22 protein-coding genes, 1 tRNA gene and 3 pseudogenes are annotated in these 24735 nt (G+C 42.6%); 13 read left to right on the top strand and 13 right to left on the bottom strand.

What is annotated here, in order from left to right; genetic code table 11:
• A pseudogene (locus tag ACYTXL_RS14645) lies at positions 1-593 on the bottom strand (AraC family transcriptional regulator); the annotation flags it as partial.
• Between the two features lie 202 nt (positions 594-795).
• Here ACYTXL_RS14645 and ACYTXL_RS14640 point away from each other — a divergent pair.
• Positions 796-1268, top strand: a pseudogene (locus ACYTXL_RS14640) (Rpn family recombination-promoting nuclease/putative transposase); the annotation flags it as partial.
• Positions 1269-1290: 22 nt separating this feature from the next.
• On the opposite strand, the gene ACYTXL_RS14635 reads toward ACYTXL_RS14640, so the two are convergent.
• From ACYTXL_RS14635 to ACYTXL_RS14625, 3 genes are all read right to left on the bottom strand, one after another.
• Positions 1291-2091 carry an RNA-guided endonuclease InsQ/TnpB family protein gene (locus ACYTXL_RS14635; RefSeq protein WP_461925371.1) on the bottom strand — a complete coding sequence of 267 codons (801 nt, stop codon included), beginning with the start codon at positions 2089-2091 and terminating at the stop codon, positions 1291-1293.
• A 139-nt stretch (positions 2092-2230) separates the two neighbouring features.
• On the bottom strand, positions 2231-2770 hold the full coding sequence (locus ACYTXL_RS14630; RefSeq protein ID WP_461925370.1) for a hypothetical protein: 540 nt from the start codon (positions 2768-2770) through the stop codon (positions 2231-2233).
• The gene (locus tag ACYTXL_RS14625) at positions 2713-2919 is read right to left on the bottom strand and encodes a hypothetical protein (protein WP_461925369.1); all 207 of its coding nucleotides are present in this window, start codon (positions 2917-2919) and stop codon (positions 2713-2715) included. Before ACYTXL_RS14625 ends, ACYTXL_RS14630 begins: the two co-directional genes overlap by 58 nt.
• Before the next feature lie 104 nt (positions 2920-3023).
• On the opposite strand from ACYTXL_RS14625, the pseudogene ACYTXL_RS14620 reads away from it, so the two are divergent.
• From ACYTXL_RS14620 to ACYTXL_RS14595, 6 genes and pseudogenes are all read left to right on the top strand, one after another.
• Positions 3024-3437, top strand: a pseudogene (locus ACYTXL_RS14620) (DUF4351 domain-containing protein); the annotation flags it as partial.
• A complete protein-coding gene (locus ACYTXL_RS14615) occupies positions 3434-5164 on the top strand; it encodes an RluA family pseudouridine synthase (RefSeq protein WP_461925368.1) in 1731 nt (576 codons plus the stop codon). The pseudogene ACYTXL_RS14620 and the gene ACYTXL_RS14615, both read left to right, overlap by 4 nt.
• A gap of 315 nt (positions 5165-5479) precedes the next feature.
• Positions 5480-5689, top strand: coding sequence for an RRXRR domain-containing protein (locus ACYTXL_RS14610; protein WP_461925367.1), 210 nt, complete (start codon positions 5480-5482; stop codon positions 5687-5689).
• Between the two features lie 350 nt (positions 5690-6039).
• Complete coding sequence (locus ACYTXL_RS14605) at positions 6040-6801, top strand: class II aldolase/adducin family protein (RefSeq protein ID WP_461925366.1); 762 nt, start codon at positions 6040-6042, stop codon at positions 6799-6801.
• Between the two features lie 152 nt (positions 6802-6953).
• Positions 6954-8072 (top strand): sulfonate ABC transporter substrate-binding protein, encoded by a 1119-nt coding sequence (locus tag ACYTXL_RS14600; protein ID WP_461925365.1) that lies wholly within the window; start codon positions 6954-6956, stop codon positions 8070-8072.
• 98 nt (positions 8073-8170) lie between these two features.
• Positions 8171-8992 (top strand): NADPH-dependent oxidoreductase, encoded by an 822-nt coding sequence (locus tag ACYTXL_RS14595; RefSeq protein ID WP_461925364.1) that lies wholly within the window; start codon positions 8171-8173, stop codon positions 8990-8992.
• A 91-nt stretch (positions 8993-9083) separates the two neighbouring features.
• On the opposite strand, the gene ACYTXL_RS14590 is transcribed toward ACYTXL_RS14595, so the two are convergent.
• The 3 genes from ACYTXL_RS14590 to ACYTXL_RS14580 all read right to left on the bottom strand — a co-directional run bounded on the left by ACYTXL_RS14590 (position 9084) and on the right by ACYTXL_RS14580 (position 12445).
• Entirely contained in the window at positions 9084-10085 is a 1002-nt protein-coding gene (locus ACYTXL_RS14590; protein WP_461925363.1) for a hypothetical protein, read from the bottom strand.
• A 267-nt stretch (positions 10086-10352) separates the two neighbouring features.
• Positions 10353-11333 carry an aldo/keto reductase gene (locus ACYTXL_RS14585; RefSeq protein ID WP_461925362.1) on the bottom strand — a complete coding sequence of 327 codons (981 nt, stop codon included), beginning with the start codon at positions 11331-11333 and terminating at the stop codon, positions 10353-10355.
• Between the two features lie 356 nt (positions 11334-11689).
• Positions 11690-12445 carry a chromophore lyase CpcT/CpeT gene (locus ACYTXL_RS14580; protein WP_461925361.1) on the bottom strand — a complete coding sequence of 252 codons (756 nt, stop codon included), beginning with the start codon at positions 12443-12445 and terminating at the stop codon, positions 11690-11692.
• A 191-nt stretch (positions 12446-12636) separates the two neighbouring features.
• Here ACYTXL_RS14580 and ACYTXL_RS14575 point away from each other — a divergent pair, with 191 nt between their 5' ends.
• Positions 12637-13791, top strand: coding sequence for a WD40 repeat domain-containing protein (locus ACYTXL_RS14575; protein WP_461925360.1), 1155 nt, complete (start codon positions 12637-12639; stop codon positions 13789-13791).
• 59 nt (positions 13792-13850) lie between these two features.
• Here ACYTXL_RS14575 and ACYTXL_RS14570 read toward each other — a convergent pair whose 3' ends face one another.
• The gene (locus tag ACYTXL_RS14570) at positions 13851-14498 is read right to left on the bottom strand and encodes a TetR/AcrR family transcriptional regulator (protein WP_461925359.1); all 648 of its coding nucleotides are present in this window, start codon (positions 14496-14498) and stop codon (positions 13851-13853) included.
• Between the two features lie 128 nt (positions 14499-14626).
• On the opposite strand from ACYTXL_RS14570, the gene ACYTXL_RS14565 reads away from it, so the two are divergent.
• The 4 genes from ACYTXL_RS14565 to ACYTXL_RS14550 all read left to right on the top strand — a co-directional run bounded on the left by ACYTXL_RS14565 (position 14627) and on the right by ACYTXL_RS14550 (position 20589).
• On the top strand, positions 14627-15997 hold the full coding sequence (locus ACYTXL_RS14565; protein WP_461925358.1) for an HlyD family secretion protein: 1371 nt from the start codon (positions 14627-14629) through the stop codon (positions 15995-15997).
• 124 nt (positions 15998-16121) lie between these two features.
• Positions 16122-18074, top strand: coding sequence for an ATP-binding cassette domain-containing protein (locus tag ACYTXL_RS14560; RefSeq protein WP_461925357.1), 1953 nt, complete (start codon positions 16122-16124; stop codon positions 18072-18074).
• Between the two features lie 35 nt (positions 18075-18109).
• Positions 18110-19216 carry an ABC transporter permease gene (locus ACYTXL_RS14555; protein WP_461925356.1) on the top strand — a complete coding sequence of 369 codons (1107 nt, stop codon included), beginning with the start codon at positions 18110-18112 and terminating at the stop codon, positions 19214-19216.
• Positions 19217-19467: 251 nt separating this feature from the next.
• On the top strand, positions 19468-20589 hold the full coding sequence (locus ACYTXL_RS14550; protein ID WP_461925372.1) for an ABC transporter permease: 1122 nt from the start codon (positions 19468-19470) through the stop codon (positions 20587-20589).
• Between the two features lie 172 nt (positions 20590-20761).
• Here the strand turns inward: ACYTXL_RS14550 and ACYTXL_RS14545 are convergent.
• From ACYTXL_RS14545 to ACYTXL_RS14530, 4 genes are all read right to left on the bottom strand, one after another.
• Positions 20762-20835, bottom strand: a tRNA-Pro gene (locus ACYTXL_RS14545).
• 50 nt (positions 20836-20885) lie between these two features.
• The gene (locus ACYTXL_RS14540; protein ID WP_461925355.1) at positions 20886-21251 is read right to left on the bottom strand and encodes a DUF1818 family protein; all 366 of its coding nucleotides are present in this window, start codon (positions 21249-21251) and stop codon (positions 20886-20888) included.
• Positions 21252-21437: 186 nt separating this feature from the next.
• A complete protein-coding gene (locus ACYTXL_RS14535; RefSeq protein ID WP_461925354.1) occupies positions 21438-22088 on the bottom strand; it encodes a hypothetical protein in 651 nt (216 codons plus the stop codon).
• A 23-nt stretch (positions 22089-22111) separates the two neighbouring features.
• Entirely contained in the window at positions 22112-22348 is a 237-nt protein-coding gene (locus tag ACYTXL_RS14530) for a DNA-directed RNA polymerase subunit omega (protein ID WP_292799821.1), read from the bottom strand.
• A 157-nt stretch (positions 22349-22505) separates the two neighbouring features.
• Between ACYTXL_RS14530 and ACYTXL_RS14525 the strand changes: the two genes are divergently transcribed.
• Positions 22506-22925 (top strand): fasciclin domain-containing protein, encoded by a 420-nt coding sequence (locus ACYTXL_RS14525; protein WP_461925353.1) that lies wholly within the window; start codon positions 22506-22508, stop codon positions 22923-22925.
• A gap of 94 nt (positions 22926-23019) precedes the next feature.
• Here the strand turns inward: ACYTXL_RS14525 and ACYTXL_RS14520 are convergent, their stop codons facing one another.
• Positions 23020-24492, bottom strand: coding sequence for a glycoside hydrolase family 13 protein (locus ACYTXL_RS14520; RefSeq protein ID WP_461925352.1), 1473 nt, complete (start codon positions 24490-24492; stop codon positions 23020-23022).
• Between the last annotated feature and the right edge of the window lie 243 nt (positions 24493-24735).

The raw sequence follows: 24735 nt of genomic DNA, 5'->3' as shown, positions 1-24735 counted from the left end.
AGTCGTGGGTATGGTTGCAGTCCATCCGACTGTGCCAGAATGGGAGCTAACTGCAACGCTATTAATTCTTGGATCTTTCCCTGCAAATACATCCGCTTTATCATCCCTTGGTAGGGACAGTTAAGGATTTGCTGTGCTACTCCTTGAATAGCGGTTGTAATTTCCGGGTAAATTAATGTCTGCCAATCATTACCCTTTGTGAGAAACTTCAACTGGGGAGAAATATCTCCATCCTCTGTGGGGAAAAAGGTTCTGAGTAAATTAGGTGTCATCTCGATGTCAACACTTGTGTACTGACCTTTTGGAGTCGCCACTGACATTGTTCGTTGCACGCCGCTACCAGAAATGAGTGTGTATCCTTCCCCAACCTGTCCACCGTATTCGTCTAGACTTTTGCCTGAAAGGGTAACTTTAAATTGCACGGGATGATCCCATTCAGTAATTTTCCTTAGCAAGTCATGGTGAAATTCTATGTCCGTAATACAAAGGGAGAGATTGGGATGCACTTCAATTCCTCGCTCATATCCTTTACCCTCCCAACTAGGCACTTGATAAATAAACTCATTTGGCTCTGGGTTTTGCAGGTTGTTCATTTCAGCTTATGCCTCCTCCTTCCGGCGCTGTCATGCTAATAGTCATGGTCAGTGACCAATATATTAATACTATTAATTAGCAATAATTTTACAGGAATTAGGTCAAAATACTGTGAGGATTAGATATTTACCAAGTATTGCTCTTGTTTTAGTTTTGCTCAAGACTATTAACCATAAACAAAAAAACCAGTAAAGTTATTTCATGCGGCGAGATTCAATATTTTACAAACTGTTTCAACAATCCCCCACTTTGCTCTTTGAACTATTGACAAATCCCTCGATAAATGCTGATACTTATAGATTTGATTCGGTTGCTGTCAAAGAATCCAAATTTGAAATTGATGGTGTGTTTTTACCACCTGAAAATGAAAGTCCGGGTACTGTATATTTCTGTGAGGTGCAATTCCAGAAGGACGAAAGGCTGTATGAAAGAGTATTTGCGGAATCATCGTTATATTTTTACCGCAACCGTGCCAGATTTAGCGATTGGCAAGCAGTGATTATTTACCCGTCACGCAGTACCGAACAAAGTGAAGCAGTACGGTCTTGGGGTCTCCCCAAGTGGAGTAACTGCTGAACCCGGAGGGTGAGATTCATCCTCATCGAACGCTACTTAACGGAAACCAAGTGCATCTGGTGTATTTAAATGAATTGGGGGATATTCTTGATACTCCCCACGGCTTCAGCCGGGGGATTCTTAAAGAGTCCATAAACGGATCTTCAAAGGCGCTATCAACTCGCCGCTACTGATTCTACTGAGATTAAATCCCAGTTTCACCGCTACTTTTCTTAAAATGTTAGCTGCACCATTGCAGTCTGCATTAATCTTTAAGCCACTAAAAGCCTGATACAAACCACGACTAACCCGTTTACCAGACTCTTTCCACCCTTCTGGTTTGGAACCAAATACAGGTAGCAAATCACCATCAACAAAGGAAGCCTTGGAAGTATACGACTCTTCCGTTTCTACAAACTTGATGCCATATTCCTTAGATAATTGGACAATACGGTCTTTTAATCGTGCGGTAGGTATCTGGACAAATTTCTGATTAGTCTTTGAACCTAGATTAATTTCTTGTCTGTGTCCTTTGTTCCAACCAAATACGACATTACCAATCTGAAATTCTAAGCAATGGTTGATCACAATTCTTGCTGCTTTATTCACCGCATCCCTAACTTGCCTGTTACGCTTCTCAGTAATAAGAGCTAATTGTTTACTCCAGAATCCTTGCGGTTGATTCTCTTTGAGAACTGATAGGCGCTTATTGTACCATTGATTAAGTGATTTCAAGTGTAATCCGTCCACAATAAAGCTAGTGCCTGTATTACTTACACAAGTTAGCCAATTGTTTAAGCCTGGGTCTATGCCTAGCACTTTCTCGAAGTCTAATTCTACTTTTGTTTCTTCAACTGAATAAACAAACTCAGCATAAAAACATCCATTGCGAGGCAAAATATGAATCTCTTTTAGAGCAGAATATTTTAAGTTTGATGGCATCGGCAGATAGAATGCATCTATTCCAGACAACGTTTAGGTTCGCCATTACGACCACGTAAGACAATCGTCTTGGTTGACATTGGTGATAAGCCACGCGCAAAAGCTTTGAGGTATCCTTTTCTGCCATCTGGTTGAGTAATTACACGATTTTGAGAGTTACCCGCAGCAAACAGTGCCAACGTAGTGCAATCACACGTCGGATATATGAAAAAATATCGCTGCCTCTGTCTCCAACACTGACCCAGATTGAATCAGACTCTGGTGCTTCTCCAATTGCTTCGACCATCTGTGACCAAATTTCACCTTCACTTTCGCTTCTCACTAATTCCTGTGAAATGTTCTCGATTTGTCGGTTTTGGCTATCGCTACTACGTACCCAAGGTATTTGTCCTGCCAGTCCCAATATCTCTGGGTTTCCTGGTACTGGCACTACAGCCAAGCAATTGTGCAGCATGATTCCTCGCCCTTTTCCATCGCCTATATGCCCTAGCCCCTCTATGTTTCGCGCCGATGTGTAATCTAGTTCTGATGTGTCTTGGATAAATAGGACGACTGAGCCAGAACTATTTTTAGCGATCGCTTTTGTTGCTGCTGTATGTGGCTTAATTAACTCACTGTGAGTCACTTCTTCTTCTGCAAATAATCTGTAGGCTGCTCTGACTTCATTCCAACCTGACATGATATTTGGCAGACTGGCTTCGGGATTAGCGGCAATTGCTGCACACAAAGAGCGATCGCTCTTTGTGTGCGACGACTATCCCCCAACTCAGCATCTTCCCATTGCTCAACTGCCCAAGCATTGAGGTCTGTGAAATTTTTCAACTTCATACTCTGACTCTATTACACCCTTACCTCACTTTAAAAGATGTTGGTAATGACAAGGTCTAAAGCCAGGGGCTTGCGTCTCGCTTTTTGGTCAATTACCTCTATAGGTGGCGCTGATGGTGTTAACTACGGTGGAAGAAGAACAAGCGTCGGAAGAAGCAAGGTATTTGTTACGTAGAACCCGTCAAGAAGTACCATCTCCATCAAGTATCGCCATAATAGAGATATTGACAACGATAATGGTGTACAAGTTTGAACAATTAAGCCGAATGGAGGTAGAAGAGATGTTAGGAATTACACTCAAGGAAACGCGAGTTTACAGGGAAATTAAGGAAGAAGGACGACAGCAAGAGGCTGCTAATCTGGTAATTCGACTGCTAACTAAGCGATTTGGAGAACTTTCTCTGGAAATGCGATCGCACATTTCCAGTTTACCTCTACCTGTTCTTGAAAGTTTGAGCGAGGCACTGTTAGATTTTACTAGTATCGCTGATGTGCAGGCTTGGCTAGAAGCGCAATGATCCCACTTTCAGATTTCATCGACTGCGATTTTGAAATCAGCGACTCATCTTGTAGTTATTACTACGAAGGGCGTTGTCCTGAAAGTGGCGATCGCTTAAAATTACCCCGCACCTCAATGTCGGAAGCGATCGCTCACGGTTTAATACAACACTTTGCCAACAATGACTGTTATTCTCGTGAAGGCAAAATGTATGGGATACTATTAGTTGAACTGCCTAATGGCGAACAACGGGTACTCAAAGCCTTCTCTGGTCTTTTGAATGGTTGCAGTGTGGTTGAGGGCTGGGTGCCACCAATTCCCGGACGAGAGGAAGTTGCTTTAGAAGAAGCCCGCACTTTGGCACAGTTGGACGCGATTAAGCAAGAAATTCTTACTTTGAAGCAACTGAGCGATCGCCAGCAGTACCAAACCCTGTTTGATCAGTTTGAGCAAAAGTTGCAAGCAATGAGCGATCGCCATCGCCATTGCAAAGATCAACGACAGCAAAAACGTCAGCAAATCTGCAATACACTCACTCCAGAAGCACTCACGATTGCTCTTGAACAACTCGACGAAGAGAGTCGTCAGCAGGGAATTGAACGACGGCAACTTAAACGCCAGCAAAATGCAGTATTACAGCCCCTTCAACAGTTAATTGCAGCGACGGATGCGCGAATTAGCGAACTGAAACAACAGCGTAAAGCACTGTCCCGTCAATTACAAGCTCAGATGCACGCTAGTTACAGCCTGACTAATTTTTCGGGGCGATCGCAATCATTACAAGAATTGATGCCAGGAGGTTCGCCCACTGGTACAGGGGACTGTTGTGCCCCCAAGCTACTACATTATGCGGCAACACATAATCTCAAACCGTTGGCAATGGCGGAATTTTGGTGGGGTGAGTCTTTGGTAAATCAGGATAAAATCCAGGGAGAATTTTATGGAGCGTGTGCCGAGCGATGTCAGCCATTGATGGGATTTTTGCTATCAGGGTTAAGACCTATTTCAATCCCTAATAGGGATTTTCATACAACAGCCCCACTCTTGCTAAATAGATTAACACATTTGCGTAGATCCAATGTGTTTGACTCCCCAGCTTTCTCCACTATCAAAGGAGAGATCCCCATTCTTTATGAAGATGAATGGCTGATTGCTGTAAACAAACCTGCTGGGCTACTTTCGGTACCTGGGCGTTATCGCGATCGCCAAGATAGTGTTTTGAGTCGCTTACGTCATCTCTTAGCTGATGGTATGGCACTTATATCTGTGCATCGCCTAGATCAGGAAACATCTGGTATTCTGTTGTTGGCACGCGATCGCCAAACTCATCGGCAACTCAGCCAGCAGTTTCAGCAACGACAGGTTTACAAGGTTTATGAAGCCATACTTTCTGGTGCTGTGACAGTTGAGCAAGGTGTGATTGACCTGCCACTGTGGGGAGATCCCGAAAATCGCCCTGAGCAAAAAGTTGATTGCCAGCAGGGTAAACCTAGCTTGACATACTTCCAGGTAATGGCGAGAGTAGGAGACTACACCCGCGTAGAATTTACGCCGCTCACAGGACGCACTCATCAGTTGAGAGTTCATGCCGCTGATGCGCGAGGACTTGGGGTAACTATTTTAGGCGATCGCCTTTATGGATGCTGTGCAGTTACCAGTCGGTTACATCTGCACGCCAGAGAACTTCGTTTCCAGCATCCGCAGTTAGAAAAAACCCTGCATTTACAAGCGATTACGCCCTTTTGAGGCATCATATCATGTCCGCTTGACTACTTATTAAACCCCAAGAACCCCAAAGAGCTAAAGCTGCGCTTTGTCTCCCCTAACAGCAAGCCTATTGCTTTTTAAATTTGTATGTGATAATTTCTGCTTGTAGTAAATCAACTGATATCCGACCGATTTACCGTATTTTAAGGAATTAATATCACAGCTAAGAGACTTGCCAATAAAAAAATACCTCACAAGATTGAATAATTTATTTTTGGAAATCCCTTAGAGCAAGATTGGATGATTGATTTTTTGGTAGTCCGTTAACAACTTTATTAGTAAGGAATATCACGCATGACCAAAGTATTAATTCTCGATGCCAACCAACAACCCTTGTATCCAGTACGCATCAGCCGTGCTAGGCTGCTATTGTCACAAGGTAAAGCTACCGTATTCCAGCGATATCCCTTTACGATCATTCTGAAGGAGTCCCTTTCTCATCTAAAACTTGAGCAACTTGGCTTCAAGATTCACCCTGACAATAAAATAATTCGTAATTCGTAATTCGTAATTGAATTCTTAACTACGAATTACTTGCAATCAAGAAGAAACAGTCTATCGCCGTGTAGATAACAGCGATGCCGAAGGACACGCACAATTAACAAGTAACTGAAGTGCTTCGGCATAGCCAGCCGTAGGCATCGCTTCAAGCAGGTGATATCTACCGCCTGTTACCCCCAGATGGTGATATTCACGCCGTCAAAACCATATCCCTGAGGGCATCTGTATCCATCTTCTGGGTAATGAGACTGGTTGCGTCTTACCTCACCCATTCATCATAGAATCTCATAGCGTCAAATCCTTTGGCTCTGGATATTCCAACGCTCCCTGTAAACAAAAAGAGGAAAAAGAATATGCCCAAGTACGATAGACCACAACCCCCTGTGTTCGAGCGAGTTGAAGACGAACGCCTGCACCGTAAGCAACGCCTAGCTGCTGCCTTTCGCCTATTTGGTAAGTTTGGGTTCAGTGAGGGGATCGCCGGCCATATTACAGCTCGTGATCCGGAGTTTACAGACCATTTCTGGGTCAATCCCCTCGGGACATACTTCGGTCACATCCGAGTTTCTGACCTGATCTTGGTTAACAGAGAAGGTGAGGTGGTTAAAGGCGATGCTCAAGTAAATCGAGCCGCTTTCGCCATCCATTCTCAGCTTCATGAAGCTCGGCCTGATGTGATCGCGGCGGCTCACGCCCATTCACTTTATGGTAAAGCCTGGTCTAGCTTAGGTCGTCTCCTTGACCCCTTGACTCAAGATTCCTGTGCTTTTTACGAAGATCATGCGCTATTTAATGATTTTACAGGTGTTGTTTTAGAAACTTCTGAAGGTCAGCGACTGGCGCAAGCTTTGGGGTCAAAGAAAGCGATAATCCTACGTAATCATAGCATTTTAACTGTGGGACATACAGTAGATGAAGCTGCCTTTTGGTACATTAGCTTAGAGCGATCGTGCCAAGCCCAACTGCTGGCAGAAGCTGCGGGTAGACCGACTACTATCAAACACGAAACAGCCCGTTTAACACAAACTCAAGTGGGGTCACATGCAAGTGGATGGTTCAGCTTCCAGCCACTTTACGACAGGATTGTGCGCGAAGAACCTGATTTGCTGAATTAGTGCTGTGTTTCTTGGCACTGCTACAATAGGCGCGGAAGTATTAATTTACCCCACTTCCCGCTATTTTTAGATCAAATTTCCCTGGATTTATTTATATACTCCGGTAAACCTATAAGTTTATAGTATTCATATAGTTCAGAGAAATCATTTTGATGATTAACCTAATCTTTCGCCGTTTCATTGCCAAGTGGATATCCTTGATCAAGTTAAGGAATATCCTCTTTCACAACCAATATAAATTATTCTTTTCTTCTCCTTTGCCAATAGTGGGGACTTTTATTACAGGGCTGTGTTTGAGCATGTTATTTGCTGCCTGCTCATCGACATCGACTGTTAATTCCCCTAATCCCAGTGCCACATCTGTTGGTAATTCTGCTGCAATTAAAGCAACAGTAGTCAGATTTGGCTATCAAAAATCGACCATTTTACTTAGAACTAAAGGTGTTTTAGAAAAGCGTTTGGCACCAGAAGGTATCACTGTAAAGTGGACTGAATTTCAAGCGGGGCCCCAACTACTAGAAGCCATGAATGTGGGTAGTATTGACATCGGTCCGGTAGGAGAATCACCGCCAATATTTGCCCAAGCAGCAGGAGCATCACTAACTTATGTTGTTGGTACTGCGGCTACTCCAGCTAGTTCAGCAATTCTTGTTCCCCAAAATTCCTCGATTCAAAAAGTTACTGACCTAAAAGGCAAAAAAGTTGCTTTTCAAAAAGGCTCTAGTGCCCACTTATTGTTAGTCCAAGCTTTAGAAAAAGCGGGATTGAAATATACTGACATTGAACCTAAATATTTGGCACCGGCTGATGCCCGCGCTGCATTTGTCAAGGGCAGTCTAGATGCCTGGGTAATTTGGGACCCCTTCTATGCAGCAGCTCAAGAGGCAACTAAAGCTAGAGTCCTGATTGATGGCACAGGGATTAATAAACAGGGAGGATATTATTTGATGACTCGCAAATTTGTCACTGAAAATCCCCAAACTGTCAAGACAATACTGGAGGAAATTCAAAATCTAGAAGAATGGTCTAAACAGAATCGAGAAGAAGTAGCGAAAACTCTAGCACCTGTGTTAGGAATTGATGTAGAAACGATGAAAAAAGCAACTAATCGGCGGACTTTTGGTCTTGTACCAGTTGACGACAATCTGATAAATCTACAACAAGGTGTTGCAGATACATATTATAAATTGAAGTTAATCCCCAAAGAAGTAAATGTGAAGGATGCAATGTTGACAAAAGAAGAATATGCGGCATTTTCACCAAAAACTTAAACTAGTAGAATGAATTGGCTCTAAGGGCATATCTCTCTATGCCCTTAGAGATGAAATTGGTGTTAGTAATAAAATATCTGAAAATTTTGGAATTGATTATGACTAATCCTATAGAACTACTGCGATCGCGCTACGGTGAAATTCCCTTCAGTCCCGAAATTGAATGGAATGATTCGCTGACAGCATTATTATCTCACCGTTCAATCCGATCTTATCTGGCTGATCCTCTACCACGGGGAACCCTGGAGTTACTAATTGCAGCCGCGCAATCTGCATCTACTTCCTCTAATTTGCAAACCTGGAGTGTGGTAGCAGTCGAAGATCAACAGCGCAAAGAGGAGTTATCCAAATTAGCCGGAAATCAAGCACATATTAAGCAAGTGCCTTTATTCTTGATTTGGTTAGCAGACTTAGCGCGTCTAAGCTACGTTGCTGAGAGTCGCGGCATATCTGATGATGCGCTGGAATATTTAGAAATGTTTGTGACAGCAACAATTGATGCAACGTTAGCGGCGCAAAACGCAGTAGTTGCAGCTGAGTCACTCGGTTTGGGAACAGTATATATCGGCGGAATTCGCAACCACCCACAAAAGGTAGCAGAGATATTAAATTTGCCCACCTCTGTGTATGCTGTATTTGGGCTGTGTGTCGGTTATCCCAATCCTGAAGTAGAAGCAGCGATTAAGCCGAGGTTGCCCCAGTCAGCGATATTGCATCGTGAAACCTATAAATTGGCAGATCAAGAAGAAGCGATCGCTCACTACAACGATATCATCAAAGAATTCTATACTGAACAAAAGATGGATGTTGCTGGCGATTGGTCAGAACACTCAGCCCAACGGATCGCAACTGTGGAGTCATTGAAAGGACGCGATCGCTTGCGTGAAGTTCTCAATCATCTCGGCTTCAAATTGCTGTAAACAAGAAAAATCAAGCCATGAGAATAATTTACTGAATTGACAGGCGATCGCACCAAGATTTAACTAATTATCAGATAGAGATGTGATCGCTTCACTCGTTTGATTTCTTGATTAACTCGTAGTTCCAGGTATAAAAACCGATTTGATTGGGAACTCTAGAGAATCGCCCTGTACGATAACCCCGCGATAATTCCTTCTGCACCCCGCCTTTTACCTGTTTAAGTTCATGTTCATCAAGTTTTCCATAAATCCCTTCAATGATTTCATTAATACTGAAAACTTTTGAAGAATTTTGTTCTAAAAAATCGGAAATGGCATCAATCAAAATTAGCTTTTCAAATGGTTCAAGTTTAGGTACTTTTTGAGGTATTGTTTCCCGAAAAGATTGGTGATTTTTGTGCTTGTTTTGCCCAAAGTAATTCTTAGTTTGATTAGAGGTAAGCAAACGTGAATCTAGAGTATAATACCCAGGCTTACCTTTAACAGATGACCAATTATGAGTTTCTCTACTCTGGGTAAGTGAAGATTGAACTCGACCTTTAACTAGTTTGAAGATATCTGGCTCTAGCTCTCCATAGAGCGATCGCACGATAACGTCTATGTGAACAATTGTGCCGATCTGTTTTGCCAACAGCCGTTCAATCGCTTCGGCGCGACTTAAAGATTGATACTCTGGCAACATGGGAATCTCTACCCCATATAGCGATCGCTGTTGAGTTGATGTTTGTGTTTCTATAAGTGGTAATATGGGCGGCTCTAGTAATTCCAGAGTATCTGTACCTGCATCTAATTCTCCCGACTTGGAATCATCCGATTGCAAGAGTTCAAGAGGGCTAGGTTCTTCCAGTTTAATATCAGAGTTATCAGTGAGAAGTAATAACGAATTTTCTTCTTTTTCAGGGGTGAATTCTTCGTCGGCTACCTCTGAGGCTAAAGACCAGTTAGATAACAAAGCTTCTACGTGAGTGAGATTGGCTTTGGCTTGGGTATATAGTTTTTCGTACTTTTCAACTTTGGGTGCGTAGTAATCTCGCAATGCTAACAGTGGCTCTAAGGCGCTTTGGGGAAGGTCTAAGGGGAAGGGACTATTCATAAAATTTCAATTTAGCTAGGATTTGATGCAGCAGCAAGGTGATAAAACAATATATTTTAGTATGAATTCATACTAAAAGTTTTATTGGTCAATTTCAGAAAAAACGCCAAACTGCAATTATAGATGAATTACTAGAAATTATTGTTTCTAGTTATACTCTAAATGCCCGGAGCAAGTATCGCCCCCATTCAAGCGAGTAAAGTAGGGGAGCGATGCCTACGCTGATCAAAAGCAGAATCAGAAAAAATACTCCACCACTGAAATCAATCAACGGTTAACAGTACTCATGTCAGGGTAGCGATCGCCTGCTGCCACATCTTTTGGTGCAACAGCTTCAAGTCGATTCAACTCTTGTTCAGTCAGGGTAATTTCGGTAGCGGCAATATTCTCCTCCAAATAAGTACGGCGTTTTGTACCAGGAATTGGCACAATATCTTCTCCTTGAGCCAAAAGCCATGCTAGTGCAAGCTGACTAGAAGTTACTCCTTTTTCGGTAGCAATTGCCTTGACTTGCTCTACTAATTCCAGGTTCTTAGAGAAATTTTCACCCTGAAAGCGAGGAGAATTTCTTCGATAGTCATCAGCTGCAAGATCATCAGGGCTGGTGATTGCACCTGATAAAAACCCTCTTCCTAATGGGCTATAGGGAACAAATCCAATTCCTAATTCCCGCACAGTAGGTAGAATTTCATCCTCTGGATCGCGGCTCCACAAAGAATACTCTGTTTGTAGTGCGCTAATCGGATGAGTAGCTTGCGCCCGTCGAATTGTAGCGGGGGCAGCTTCGGAGAGTCCTAGATAGCGGACTTTACCAAGCTTGACTAATTCTGCCATTGCTCCTACAGTATCTTCGATGGGTACAGTTGGATCTACACGGTGTTGATAATAGAGGTCAATCACTTCAACTCCCAGACGTTTTAGCGAGGCATCGCAAGCTGTCTGGACATATTCTGGTCTGCCACTAATCCCTTTCCAACCACCATCTTCAGTGCGGACATTGCCAAATTTGGTTGCTAAGATTACTTGATCTCGGCGATCTTTAATTGCTCTGCCTACTAGTTGCTCATTAGTAAACGGCCCATACATATCAGCAGTATCAAGGAAATTAACCCCAAGTTCTAATGCTCGATGAATTGTAGCGATCGCCTCAATTTCATCACGACCACTATAGAACTCAGACATTCCCATGCAACCAAGTCCGATATTTGAAACTTCCAACCCAAGTTTCCCTAGCTTTCTGGTTCTCATAAAATAATTTCCTAGTCAGTAATTGGTCTTAAGAATATTAGGTCTTTTAGCATTATCCCTTTCCCAATCATCAAGTCATCTATTATTAGAGGTATTTACTGATATAAGTAGGTTGAAAAATTTAAAAGTCAATATTTTGCGGGTACGCCATTGCGCTAAGGGGATTGTCGCATAAATCGCTAACTTCAAACAGAGGTTTTATTCTTTTTGGCTCTTCAGTACTTACTATGCTAAACTCCTTTGATAAAACCCTGAAAGCCTTATTTATCAACATAATTAGCATTATTTGCTAACATTTTAGGATTTTAGCAATAATTTTGGCTTTTAACCCTATTTTTTAAGCCAAATTTTGATGTTTAACTAATAATTTGGCATAACAGGTACTGAAGAACCTTCTTTTTTGATTTCTGCTTTAGGTTATCTGAAATTACGTTTTTTGTACTCCAAATTCCCAAAGCCAGCAACCCTAATGTGAGAGAGGGTTCTGGAACAGACTCAACTCGACGGAATTCGATCGGTGTGGCGACAAGCAAATTACCTTTCTGATCAAAAATCTTGTCTAGGGAGTCGATGCTACTCTGCTCAATAGTTACATCGGAAACCACTTTAAAGCCATCACTTGTTATACAGCCATTGGGAGCGTTATTTCCAATGTAGCTGTTCGGCTGCCAAAATAATTGCAGATTACAGGTGTTTTTCTCAACATTGTTAATACTAACAGTTGGCGTAGACTGAGAGTGATTGCATAACCCGCGTACAGTATTATTATTCAAAAAGCTGCTAATACTTAGATTCACAGCCGAATTCCCTTCACTAAAAGAATAAAGGCGTAGGCGTTCAAAACCTGGGCTTTCTTGTTCCAGATAAACGTTCTGTGTCTCAGCCAGAGGATTAATATCATCCAGTTGCACACTACAATTTGAGATAGTAATTAATGGCACAGAAGGGCTATTAGCAACCTGTTGGGCATTATCAAAAAAACCAGTGAACCACTGTGCTACTTCCTTCACCTGCGTCTTAATTGGTGGTGCAATGGTGTCAGCACGGCTTTGTTGAACAAATGAAAATGTGGTGACTAATACTGTCAAAATTGATACTTTGAGTAAATGCATATAGATTCTGACTCCAACAAGGGCAGATTAACAGACAGATGAGAAATAATTTACCCTATTAAGCCCCATCTCGCGCCAAGAAATTTATTTCTTGGCTATTGGCATCTCACATCCCAAAAGAACCATCTGTGAGCCTAATCACCGTAAATAGAGTATTAAATTATACTCAGCGTTAGACTGTGGTCTATCAGATGTCGTGCGATGGCGTACCTGCCGTAGGCATCGCGCCCGATCAAATGGGAACACTATTAATAATTGCGTTCCTCACCGCCATGAAATTATTGAATTTCCTCAAATCCAAACCAGCTATTACAGCCTTAGCGATCGCAGTAACCATCACTGTCATTAATGTACATTCTTCCAGTTCAAATCCTCCCATTGGTAGGAGTACAATTACTCAGTCCCAATCACATCTTCAACTTGTTCACACACTGACGGCGCATAAAAAAGTGACTTTTGATGTTCCAGCAGTTGTGATTAGCCCGGATGGGCAAACCCTGATTAGTGGAGGTAGAGATGATACAATTAAAGTCTGGAATATACGTACTGGAAAATTGCTACGTAGTTTAGATGCTCACTCAGATGGTGTTACTTCAATTGCGATTAGTCCAGATGGCAAGAGGATTGTAAGTGGTGGGATAACCACCCCAACAATGAAAGTTTGGGATTTACGCACTCAATTAATGCTTACGCTTAACATCGAAAGTGGACATAGCCTGCCAGTAGAAACCGTTGCTATTAGTTCAGATGGTAGATTGATTGCTAGTGGCAGTGATGATCACACAATCAAGCTTTGGGATTTACATACGCTTAAGTTGCTTGATACTATTACTGCACATTCAGAATTTGTGAGTAAGGTTGCATTTAGCCCTGATATGCAAACCCTTGTGAGTACTGGGGGTGGCGATGACAATACAATTAGGCTGATTTCACTGCCAACTAAAAAAACACGCCATATTCTCAAAGGACACAAAACCCCAGTTGATGCTATTGCCATTACTCCCGATAGCAAAAAGCTTGTAACTGGCAGTTTTGGTCAGCTAGTTTCTGGAAATCGGGCAATTAGCACCCTGAAGTTATGGAATCTCCAAACTGGAAAACTGCTGCATGAGTTTAATGACAATTTTAGTTCAATTGATTCTCTTGTGATCAGCCCCGATGGAAAAGTTCTGATCTGCGGCAATTTTGATGGCAGTATTAAACTGTGGAGCTTAGAGACTTTGAAACTGTTGCACACCTTTCAAGATGCTTCCAGTTCTGTTTTAGGGCTTGCTATTAGCCCAGATGGTAAAACTCTCGCTAGTAGCAATGAGGATAGCACTATACATATTTGGCAAATTAACTAACTGCATTAGCTATTACCTACAGATGGAAATTTAAACGCCAAAAAAACAGATTTTATGAATCACCTGGAAAGATGTATTTCCGTATTTAGGGACTGGTTGATGACCACGTTGATTAAGCTGTCTAGCAGGCGATCGCGTGATAAAAGCATGAGTTCTTTTCCATACAAAAATTCTTGTAAAATCACGTAGGATACCAGCGAACCAAAAAAAATGTGAGCCATTGCTTCTGGGTCGGTAATCCCTAATTCTGGATGAGATGCGAAATACTGACTCAGCATTTGCCGACTACGCTGTACAACGGTTTTGGTATAAAGTTTTGCTAGTTCAGGAAAGTTTTGTGACTCGGTGATCATCAAACGCAACAATCCTAAATAATCGGGATTATCAGCAACTTTAGTTAAATAGATTTCCGCAACTTGACGCAACAAAATCGCTGGTTCGCCGTGCAATTTTTCTGTGCAAAAAATGCTTTCAAAACAAGCGAGCGTCAACCGTTCTATCAATGCTTTAAACAGCCCTTCTTTATCTTGAAAGTGACTGTATATTGTTTGCTTCGACACTCCAGCCGACGCGCTGACACGATCCATACTTGTTCTAGCGTAACCCTCCTTCAAAAATACCCGTATAGCTCCTTGCAAGATTTGCTCCTGTTTTGGAGCGATCGCAGGTAAAGGATTTCCTATTTCGGAAGTAGGATTTTCGAGCATGAAGAGTAAATTTTTTGACTTTGACGCATATCTTGTCAGATTATACTATACAGTCTAGTATGATGACAAAGAATTCAGAATTCTCAATTATCTTATACAAAATATTTTTCCCAATCCAGGGTGCTACTATGACTCAGACTATCCCCACATCCCCGGAAAATCTTAAAGATGCCCCAGCATCGAAGCAGCAACGCCGCAAGAAACCGATCCTTTTAGTGATAGGGGGAGTGCTGGTGGTGGTTGGCATTGGCTACGCTGTGTGGCACAGTCAACCGCAAGGATCAGTGAATGTACTGCAAGTCAGCGGACGAATTGAGGGTTATGAAACCGAGATTGGGATTAAGCGTTCTGGAAGAATTGAGTCAATTGTCGTGCGAGAAGGAGCAGCAGTTAAAAAGGGGCAAAAGTTAATTAAGTTAGACAACACAGACGAGCAATTGCTGCAAGGACAACTGCTTGGTACTCAAGCGAGGGTGACATCTGCTAAGTATGATGAACAGCAGGCAATTTCAGATGTCGAGCAAGTTGCCAGAGAAATTCAAGAAATTAACAGCCAAATTAACGAAGCTAAACTGAATTTTCGGCAGTCCCAAGGGGATACCAAAGGCAGAATTGATCAGGCACGAGCAAATGTAGCAGCAGCTAAAGCCACATTAGTGCAAACACAAGCGCAAGTTAAACAGGCAGCAGCAGAAGTTAATTTAGCAAAAATCAACCGCGATCGCTATGCCCAATTAGTCAAAGAAGGGGCGATTAATCAACAACAATTCGATCAAGCACAAACCACCCTTGAGACTGCGATCGCAACCCTAGAAGCACGACAGGCAGCAGTTAATGCCGAACGCCAACAGTTAAGTGCTACGTCAGGGGCGTTAACTCAAGTTCAAACTACAGGTTTGAATCCTGAGATTCGTAACGCCCAGTTAACAGCATTAGTCAGAAAGCAGCAGCAAAGTGATGCTCAACTTAAATCTGCACAGGCGAAAGTCAACTCTGCCCGTGCCAAAGTCAAAGATGCCCAAGCATCAAATCAGCAAATCCTCACCCAGATTGCAGACTCCAAAAAAGATTTAAATGTAGTTAGTCCCTTAGATGGAGTGGTAACAGCCCGTAGTGTCGAACCAGGTGCAGTAGTTAGCAGTCAGACTAATATTTTGACAATTGTTGATCCCAAAACAGTGTATTTTAGAGGTTTTATTCCCGAAGGCGATATTGGTAGAGTTCGTCTAGGACAAACAACGAAAATCTTGATTGATTCTGCGCCAGATAAACCATTAGAAGGTAAAGTAATTGCGATCGATCCGCAAGCTTCATTTACACCAGAGAATATTTATTTTCAAAAAGATCGAGTCAGACAAGTAGTAGGAATTCGGATCAAAGTCCAAAACCCTGATAACTGCTTTAACCCCGAAAATCCTTATACTAAATCAGATTTACCCTGCGCCAAAATGGGGATGCCAGCAGATGCCGAAATCAATTTGAAAGCAGAAAGCAGATAACAGAGCAACATTTCATTAATTCCTCGCAAATTCTCCGTGTACCTCTGCGCTTCCCTCCGCGCTCCTCTGCGTTTAAATTTCCCCCCTCAATTCTCCACCATTTTCCAAGCTAGGAGGCTAAATAATGCAACAGCAAACAACAGTTCTTACTCCAAACCCACCACAATCATCTAATCTTCCCACTACAGCAATTAAAGTTCATAGCTTACACAAGCACTATGGAAACTTAGCTGCTGTACGGGGAATTGATTTCAGCGTCCACAAAGGTGAAATGTTTGGATTAATTGGCCCAGACGGTGCGGGAAAAACTAGCACCTTTCACATTTTGGGCGGTGTGATGGAAGCAACGGCGGGAGAGGTGCAAATATTTAATCAACCTGCACGAGATGCCCGATTAATCACAGGTTATCTCACCCAACAGTTTTCGCTGTATTTGGATTTGAGTATTGATGAAAACTTGCGTTATGCAGCAGGGTTGCGGCAAGTAGCAGACGATTTATTACAAAAACGCCGCAATAAATATTTAAAATTAATGAATTTGGAGCGATTTGGCGATCGCTTGGTGGGACAACTTTCTGGTGGAATGAAACAAAAGCTGGCGCTATGTTGTGCTTTAGTTTCTCAACCAGAAGTTTTATTACTAGATGAACCTACCACAGGTGTTGATCCAGTTTCCCGGCGGGAATTTTGGGATGTGCTAGCAGAATTATCAGCCGAGGGGATGACAATTGTAGTCGCTACACCATACTTAGACGAAGCTGAACGCTGTAACCGCGTGGCTTTGATGTACAGTGGGCAAATTCATGAAATTGGCACACCCGCAGACTTACGGGCTAACTTAGGTTTGCATCGCTTAGAAGTCCGAACAGCAAATCTGGAGGCGACAGAACAAATACTTTCCCAGACTACCCAGACAAATATAGTAGATGTGCAAACTTTTGGCGATCGCTTGGATGTCCTCGTCAAAGATATAAATTCCGGCGAAATCCAAGTGCGCGAACTACTGCAACAACATCAGTTACCTTCTCCCAGTATCGAGTATGGCGAACCCACATTAGAAAACGTCTTTGTTACGCGCCTGCGACAACAAGGTTCCGTACCGCAATTTTTTCCATTTCCTCGTTTTCGCAAAAGAGGACAGGGGGAGACTAAAAAAGTAGCCATCTATGCCCACAACCTCAGTCGGATCTTTGGCAAGTTCCAAGCCGTTAAAGATGTCAATGTCGAAATCCACTACGGGGAAATCTTTGGGTTGTTAGGTGCTAACGGTGCTGGCAAAACCACCACAATTAAAATGCTGTGTGGATTACTAGAACCCAGTGGCGGTGAAATTTCCTTGGGTGGTGAAACCGGAAATCTGCGGAGTGCAGACTTACGGCGACGCATTGGTTATATGAGTCAAAAATTCACCCTGTATGACGATTTAACTATTCTGCAAAACCTAGAATTTTATAGCGGAGTTTACGGTGTACCCCGCAAACTCCGACGAGAAAAAATTGACTGGGTAATTGCTACCTGTGGCTTAGAAGGACAAGCAAATATGATTACTGGGCAGCTACCGGGAGGTTGGAAACAGCGAGTTGCTTTCGGTGCTTGCGTGATGCACGAACCAGATATTTTATTTTTAGACGAACCAACATCGGGGGTAGATCCGTTAGCGCGTCGCCAGTTTTGGAAGCTGATTAACGACTTTGCCCGCAACGGTACAGCCATTTTAGTGACAACACACTATTTAGAAGAAGCTGAACAGTGCAACCGCATGAGTTTTATGGTTGCAGGAGAAACCGTCATCGAAGGTTCGCCAAGTTCTGTCAAAGCCTCGCAACCGGGACAACTAATAGAAATTATTGTTAATCAAAACCAAGCTGCTTCCAAGATACTCAAACAACACTTTGAATCGTGGCGCGTCTCGATTTTTGCTGATAGTTTACACGTTGTCCTTGATCATCCCGAACAGGAGATAAATCAACTAACTCAACTTTTAGAAGCTAATCAAATTACCATCAATTCTTTGCGTCCCATTCCTTTTTCTTTAGAAGATGCTTTTATCGGTATTGTCCAGCGATCGCAAAAATAGGAATTGAGTGGGGAGAAAGTTTACTTAGTATATATATGAAAAGAATTTTTGCTCAATGTGTGAAAGAAATAGCCCAATTTCGCCGCGATCGCCTGACATTGGCATTAGCATTTTTATTACCATTCATCACCCTAATAATTTTTGGCTTTGCGATTAGATTAGAAAGTAAAGATATTCCCTTAATTGTGCAAGATTTCAACCGCACAAACCTAAGTAACAGCTATATTGAACGATTGTATGCGACTAATCAATTTGTGCCTAAACAATGGTCTGGTGGCAATCCTACACGCGATGCAATAGATAAGGGAATTGCCAAAGCGGCTGTAATTATTCCGCCGGAATTTAGCCGCGATATTCAAGCAGGAAGAAGTACAAACGTGCAAGTATTAATCGATGCAACTGATGTTAATAATGCCTGTGTAATTAAAAATAGTATTCAGAGAGTCACAAACTTTTTCATGCAAGAGCATGGACTGATACCTGCTACTAATAGTATTACAGCACGAATGCGTTTATGGTTTAATCCTGGGAGATTAGAATCGCTGTATATTGTACCAGGAACTTACGGCGTTGTACTGTGGATTTTTCCTTCATTGCTGTCTGCGATCGCAATGGTACGGGAAAAAGAAAAAGGGACAATTTTACAAGTTTATGCTTCGAGTATTAGTGCCACCGAACTATTACTTGGTAAAGGATTAGCATACTTATTAATTGCCATCGTCGAGGCATTAATAGTTATGATATTAGGATCAATTATTTTCCAAGTTGGTATAGTTGGCAACCCCATAACATTACTACTTGGCACATTACTATTCCTGACAGATAGCGTTCTTTTTGGGTTACTTTTAGGAGTCCGTAGCAGTAACCAAAATGCTGCTGTACAAGGCGTCTCACTACTAGGATTTATCACATCCTTATTACTCTCAGGTTTTATTTATCCCCTCAACAATATTCCTTTCCCCTTATCACTACTACCTAACGTAATTCCGGCGCGTTATTACATTAATATTACTCGTGATGCCTTCGTGCGCGGTACAGGATTTGCCGGAGTTTGGTTTGATTTAATTATGCTTGCAGTCTTGGGATTAGTATTTTTTAACGTATCACGCCGAGTTTTAAGTCGAATGCAATTACCTAGTTAATATCGGGAGCATCTCAGTGAAAGCAAATATACCAGATGAAAAACAAGATTCTTGCTCCCTCTCCTTACCAAGGAGAGAGTTGGGGTGAGGTTTTACAAGGCTTTTTACGAAAGTGAGATCCTCCCGTTAATCTCTCTGTGTCGCGCCAGTTGCTACAAGTCGGGGAACCCGACGCCAGTTCCTTCAACGGGGGGAACCCCCGCAACGGACTGGCTTCTCTACGTCTCTGTGGTTCGATAAAAATGGATTTTATGAAACTTATTCAGCGATTATTTAATAGTCCATTTTGGGCATTAGTGCGGAAAGAAATTAATCAAATTACCCGCAATAAACAATTAATTGTTTTGTTAGTTATTCCGCCGACAGTCCAATTATTACTGTATGGCTTTATCCTCAATCCCGACGTTCATAACTTGCGATTAGGTGTCATTGATTATGCCAACGTCAGCGCCAGTCGAGAGTTAGTTTCAGCTATGACATCAAATCAAATTTTCACTTTAGAATCTGTACCAAACAGTGAAAAAGTATTGAGTCGTCAGGTAGAAGAAGGAAAGCTAGATGTTGGAGTAATAATTCCTCCCGATTTTCCACGTCAACTGGCACAAAAATCCGCAGAAATTCAAGTATTTATCGATGCAGTAAATGCCAATACAGCTGGGATTGCGGGAAATTATATGAATCAAATTATCCAGCAATATAATCTGCAATTAACTCAAGGGAAAGCAAGTCTCCCAGTCTCACCTGAAGTTGTGTTTCTTTACAACCCCGGACTGACGAGTAGTTGGTTTTTTGTACCAGGAGTTATGGGTTTAGTTTTAACATTAATTGGCACATTAGTATCAGCAATTACTGTTGTCCGGGAAAAAGATACGGGAACTTTAGAACAATTATTAATGACTCCGGCTGCTAACTGGCAAATATTATTATCGAAAATAGTCCCTTTAGCATTTTTATTAATGGGGGATGTCTTATTAGCTATCACATTAGCAACAGTAATATTTCATGTCCCATTTCGAGGTAATTTCCTGCTATTTTTCGCCTTATCAAGTATGTATGTATTTGTCGGGATTAGCCTGGGTATTATGTTGGCGACTGTGAGTAGTTCCCAACAACAGGTAGTCCTGACAGCTTTCTTTATTAATTTACCAATGGTACAAACTTCTGGGGCGATCGCACCGATTGAAGCCATGCCTCCCTTTTTTCAAGTCCTATCCTTACTGAATCCTCTGCGCCATTACATTGCGATCGTTCGAGGTATTTTGCTCAAAGGCGTTGGCTTAGATGTACTGTGGATGAATGTTTTAGTTTTAGTCGCCTTTGCTGTTGTGTTATTAACTATTAGTATTAGTAAGTTTCGCAGTCAGTTAAGCTAAAGGATATATTCAGATTGATTCTTGTAATACCTGTAATCCCCATTTCTAAAGCGGCGTAAGTCCTATGTAATTCTGTAATGATTTTGTGCTAAAGATTTGGTATCGTCTCCCAGACTTGATTGAAAAACCTGCCAATCTTTTAAAAAGACTAGCAGGTATGGCTTATCATCAATCGGAGCGGCGGGATTTGAACCCACGACCTCCACTACCCCAAAGTGGCGCGCTACCAAGCTGCGCTACGCCCCGGTCAGAATTATTATCATACAGCAAAACTTGAGGATAATCAAGAAGCAAATTTAAAAAACCTTGAGCATCCCAGTAGCTTGCAGTAAATCGGGAACAGCTGAAGCATCCCATTTACCTTCTACACATCGCCCTGTAGTCAAGATGAGGCGCAGACTGTAATTATCAGGATAGCCTTCTACCTCCATCCATAATAAATCGCTTTCAGCTTCACAAGCAATTTTTTCCTCTTCCATCAATTCAGTTGCGAGTTGCTTCATGGTGTCTGCTAACTGTGCTAGTAGACGGCAAAAATCATTCAACTCGGCTTCAGTTAACTCAATTGCCCAATCATCTGTACCGACTAAACCTTTAAACTCGAATGCGTCGGGGTTCCAGCCAATACGCCAACCAAATCCGCTTTTGACAACGCGTTCCATAAAAAGTTAGGAGTTTGGAGAGACGCGATTAATCGCGTCTGTACAGGAGTTTGGAGAGACGCGATTAATCGCGTCTGTACAGGAGTTTGGAGAGACGCGATTAATCGCGTCTATACAGGAGTTTGGAGAGACGTGATTAATCGCGTCTGTACAGGAGTTATTGATTTACAACTCATGACTCTCTCATTACTTGAGTAATTCCGCACCTCCCGGTTGTGGTGGCTGTGGGGGAGTGGATGTACTCGGACTGGGTGTGGTGTTGGGGCTAGGGGCTGGTGTATTTTGAGAAGTAGGATTAAATATATTGACTAAGACTTGCACTAGGGCATCTCGCTGGCTGCGGGTGAGACGGGTAATGGCTTTACGATCGCCTTCTATCGGATTTTCCCGTAATGAATCATTCCCTGGATAGCTATTATCATACATAATTTCATTCGCACCCAGGTAATCAGCTAAAGTCAACTTCCAATCCAAACGATAAATTGGAGCCCGCCCTTTGGTATAAATGTGATATCTAATCAGGCGATTTACTAAGGTGTTGTTTTCGGCAACTTTCCCATTTTCTTTGCTGATATACTTATTTTCGCGTGGGAAATCTGGCAATTGCTGATATACTTGCTGCCAAACATCGCTAGGAGTGATTCTCTGAGCGATGCCTTCTCTACGAGAGGCTTCGCCAACGGCGGGCGCAGCCATCGCACCTTGCATATAAAATAAACTTGTATCTATTGATTTCCCCGTCCCTGAACCCAAAACAATTACACCCACTACCATTAAGGCAGTGAGTGTCTGCCAGGGTTTGAGTAGGGGTTGAATGAACGATAAATGTTTGCTCATCCTACCTTCTCAAAAACCTTTATTTATAGTTCGCCAATAATTTCTGGCTGAGTCAATTCATCGGACATTTCGATAATTGCCCTCAGCACTGGCTTCATCATCACATCTTCGTTACTTTCAAAGTCTTCATAACGCCGACGTTTAGCACGATTTGCCACCTGAACCGTAATGCGGTAACGATTTGAGGCTGCGCCAATCAGCTCCTCTGAACGGTGCATAATCTGAGACTGAGTTGTCTCGAACTTAGAACGCTTTAGCATAATCAGTGGTTCTTGGGGTCATTCCCCAGTGTAGCAGTACTAATAAATCTGCTGCTGTGTATTTAATCGCTAGCAACCTCTCTCTTGATAGAGTTTGAGAGAGTTTTAATCAATATAAGTTACTTATAATATTACCTAACTAAAATTACACACCCTTATGGCTGATCTTCTGGAAACTGCTGTTAACGCCGGAAACTTCACTACCCTGGTGAAGGCTGCTAAAGCTGCAAATCTCATAGAAATTCTGAAAAGCCCTGGTTCTTTCACACTATTTGCGCCGACTGACGAAGCTTTTGCTAAGTTGCCAGAGGGAACTTTAGAGTCGCTACTACAAGATATCCCCAAGCTGAAGAAAATTGTGGCATATCATATCGCTAGTGGAGATGTCAGGTCTGATGATTTGGTACAGATTAATGAGGCAGAGACAATTGAGGGGTCAATTGTAGCTATTGAATCTGCCGATGGTAAATTTAAGGTGAATAACGCCAATGTCCTCAAAACAGACATTTTGACAGACAATGGCGTGATCCACGTTATTGATGCGGTGTTAATGCCTGCGATCGTGGCAGGAAGTTAATGGATGGGGCATTGGGCACTTCAATTTTGGATTTTGGATTTTAGATTTTGGATTAAATTTCAATCTAAAATCCAAAATCTAAAATCTAAAATTCTTACTCCCGACTCCCCACTCCCAAAATGCACCCACTGCGTGCGGGAACACTCAACGTCAACTGCTGAGTTTCTCCTTCACCATTCCACTCAACCTCAGCAGTACCATATAACTGCTTATTGGGTTGAGTACGCAAACTGGGGATATCTACATTCGCTGTTGCTGAACTTGTACCAGCGTTGACGGCAATTATCAATTCCTCTGTCCCCAAAGTTCGCGCAAAGATATAAAGTTGTCCTTGAGCATGGAGGACTTGGTAATCACCTGTACGCAATGCCGGGTAAGTTTGACGCAGGACAATTAATTGACGGTGAGTATTGAAAATTTCTCGCTCCCACTTGGCTTCTAAAGGAAAGCTACGCCGGGAGTCGGGATCTATGCCACCAGGCAAACCAACTTCATCACCATAGTAGATGCTGGGGGCACCAGGATAGGTGAGTAGCAGTAGAGTTGACAATTCCACACTAGCTTTATCGCCGCCTGCAATGGTCATTAATCGGGCTGTATCGTGACTTGCTAACAAATTGAGTTGAGTTAGCTGAATTTCCCAAGGGTAAAGTTGCAGTACTTCTTGGATTTTGGTGGCGTACTCGGTGGCAAATAAGGGTGGGTAGGGTTGATAGTCGCGGCCTTGAACTTGGTCTAAGACTACGCGATCGCCAGCTGCAAAGGCAATTGTCGGCCCAGCAAATAAATAATTCATCACCCCGTCAAATTGCGTCCCATCCAACCACTGGCGGGAATCTCCCCAGACTTCGCCGACAATGTAAGCTTCGGGATTGACTGCCTTAACGCGATCGCGGAATTCCTGCCAAAAGCCAGGAGTTTTTATTTCAAATGGTACATCCAATCGCCAACCGTCGATGCCGAATTTAATCCAATATTCGGCAATGTCCATAATATATTCTCGGACTTCAGGATTATCGTGGTTAAATTCTGGCAAGGCGCGATTTCCTACCCAACCCCCGTAGTTAGCAGGCAATTCCCCATTGTATGGTGAAAGCGGCCAACCATCTATTTTGAACCAATTCACCCAAGGGGAATGGGGACCATTCTCTAAAACGTCATGGAAAAAGAAAAAGCCGCGGCTGGAATGGTTAAACACTCCATCCAGAACAAGTTTGATATTCCGTTCATGGGCGGCGTCGAGTAATTCCTTAAAAGCCTCGTTACCCCCTAACATCGGGTCAACTTGGTAATAATCGTGGGTATGATAGCGATGATTACTGGCGGATTGAAAAATCGGTGTGAAATAAATTGCGTTAATCCCCAGATCATGGATGTAGTCTAATTGCTCCATAATGCCCCATAAGTCGCCGCCTTTATAACCTTGGAGTGTTGGCATCGCTTCCCAATCTTCCCAACGGCCTTCGTGCAACAACCGTTTGCGCGGTTGTTTGCTTCTGGCAAAGCGGTCTGGGAAGATTTGGTAGAAAACCGCGTGTTTTACCCAGTCTGGTGTTTGAATTTGCATAAATAACTTTTTGTACCTTCAAAAGCGATCGTTGCAAATATTAGCTTCTTTATGGCTCTTACTTATGATAGAAAATCTGTCATCTGTCAGTAGTTATTAGAGTAGGACTTACGTAAAACTACACGCGGTAGGGGGCACAGAAAAAGCTCATTGGTGTCAACTTAACGTAGAAGTTAGGCAAGGCATGCTTTCGAGGTTTCACCCTCACCCCCAACCCCTCTCCCAATTTTGGGAGAGGGGAGC

The sequence above is a fragment of the Nostoc sp. genome (genome assembly GCF_054880495.1).
This window is presented reverse-complemented; position numbering and strand designations above follow the sequence as displayed.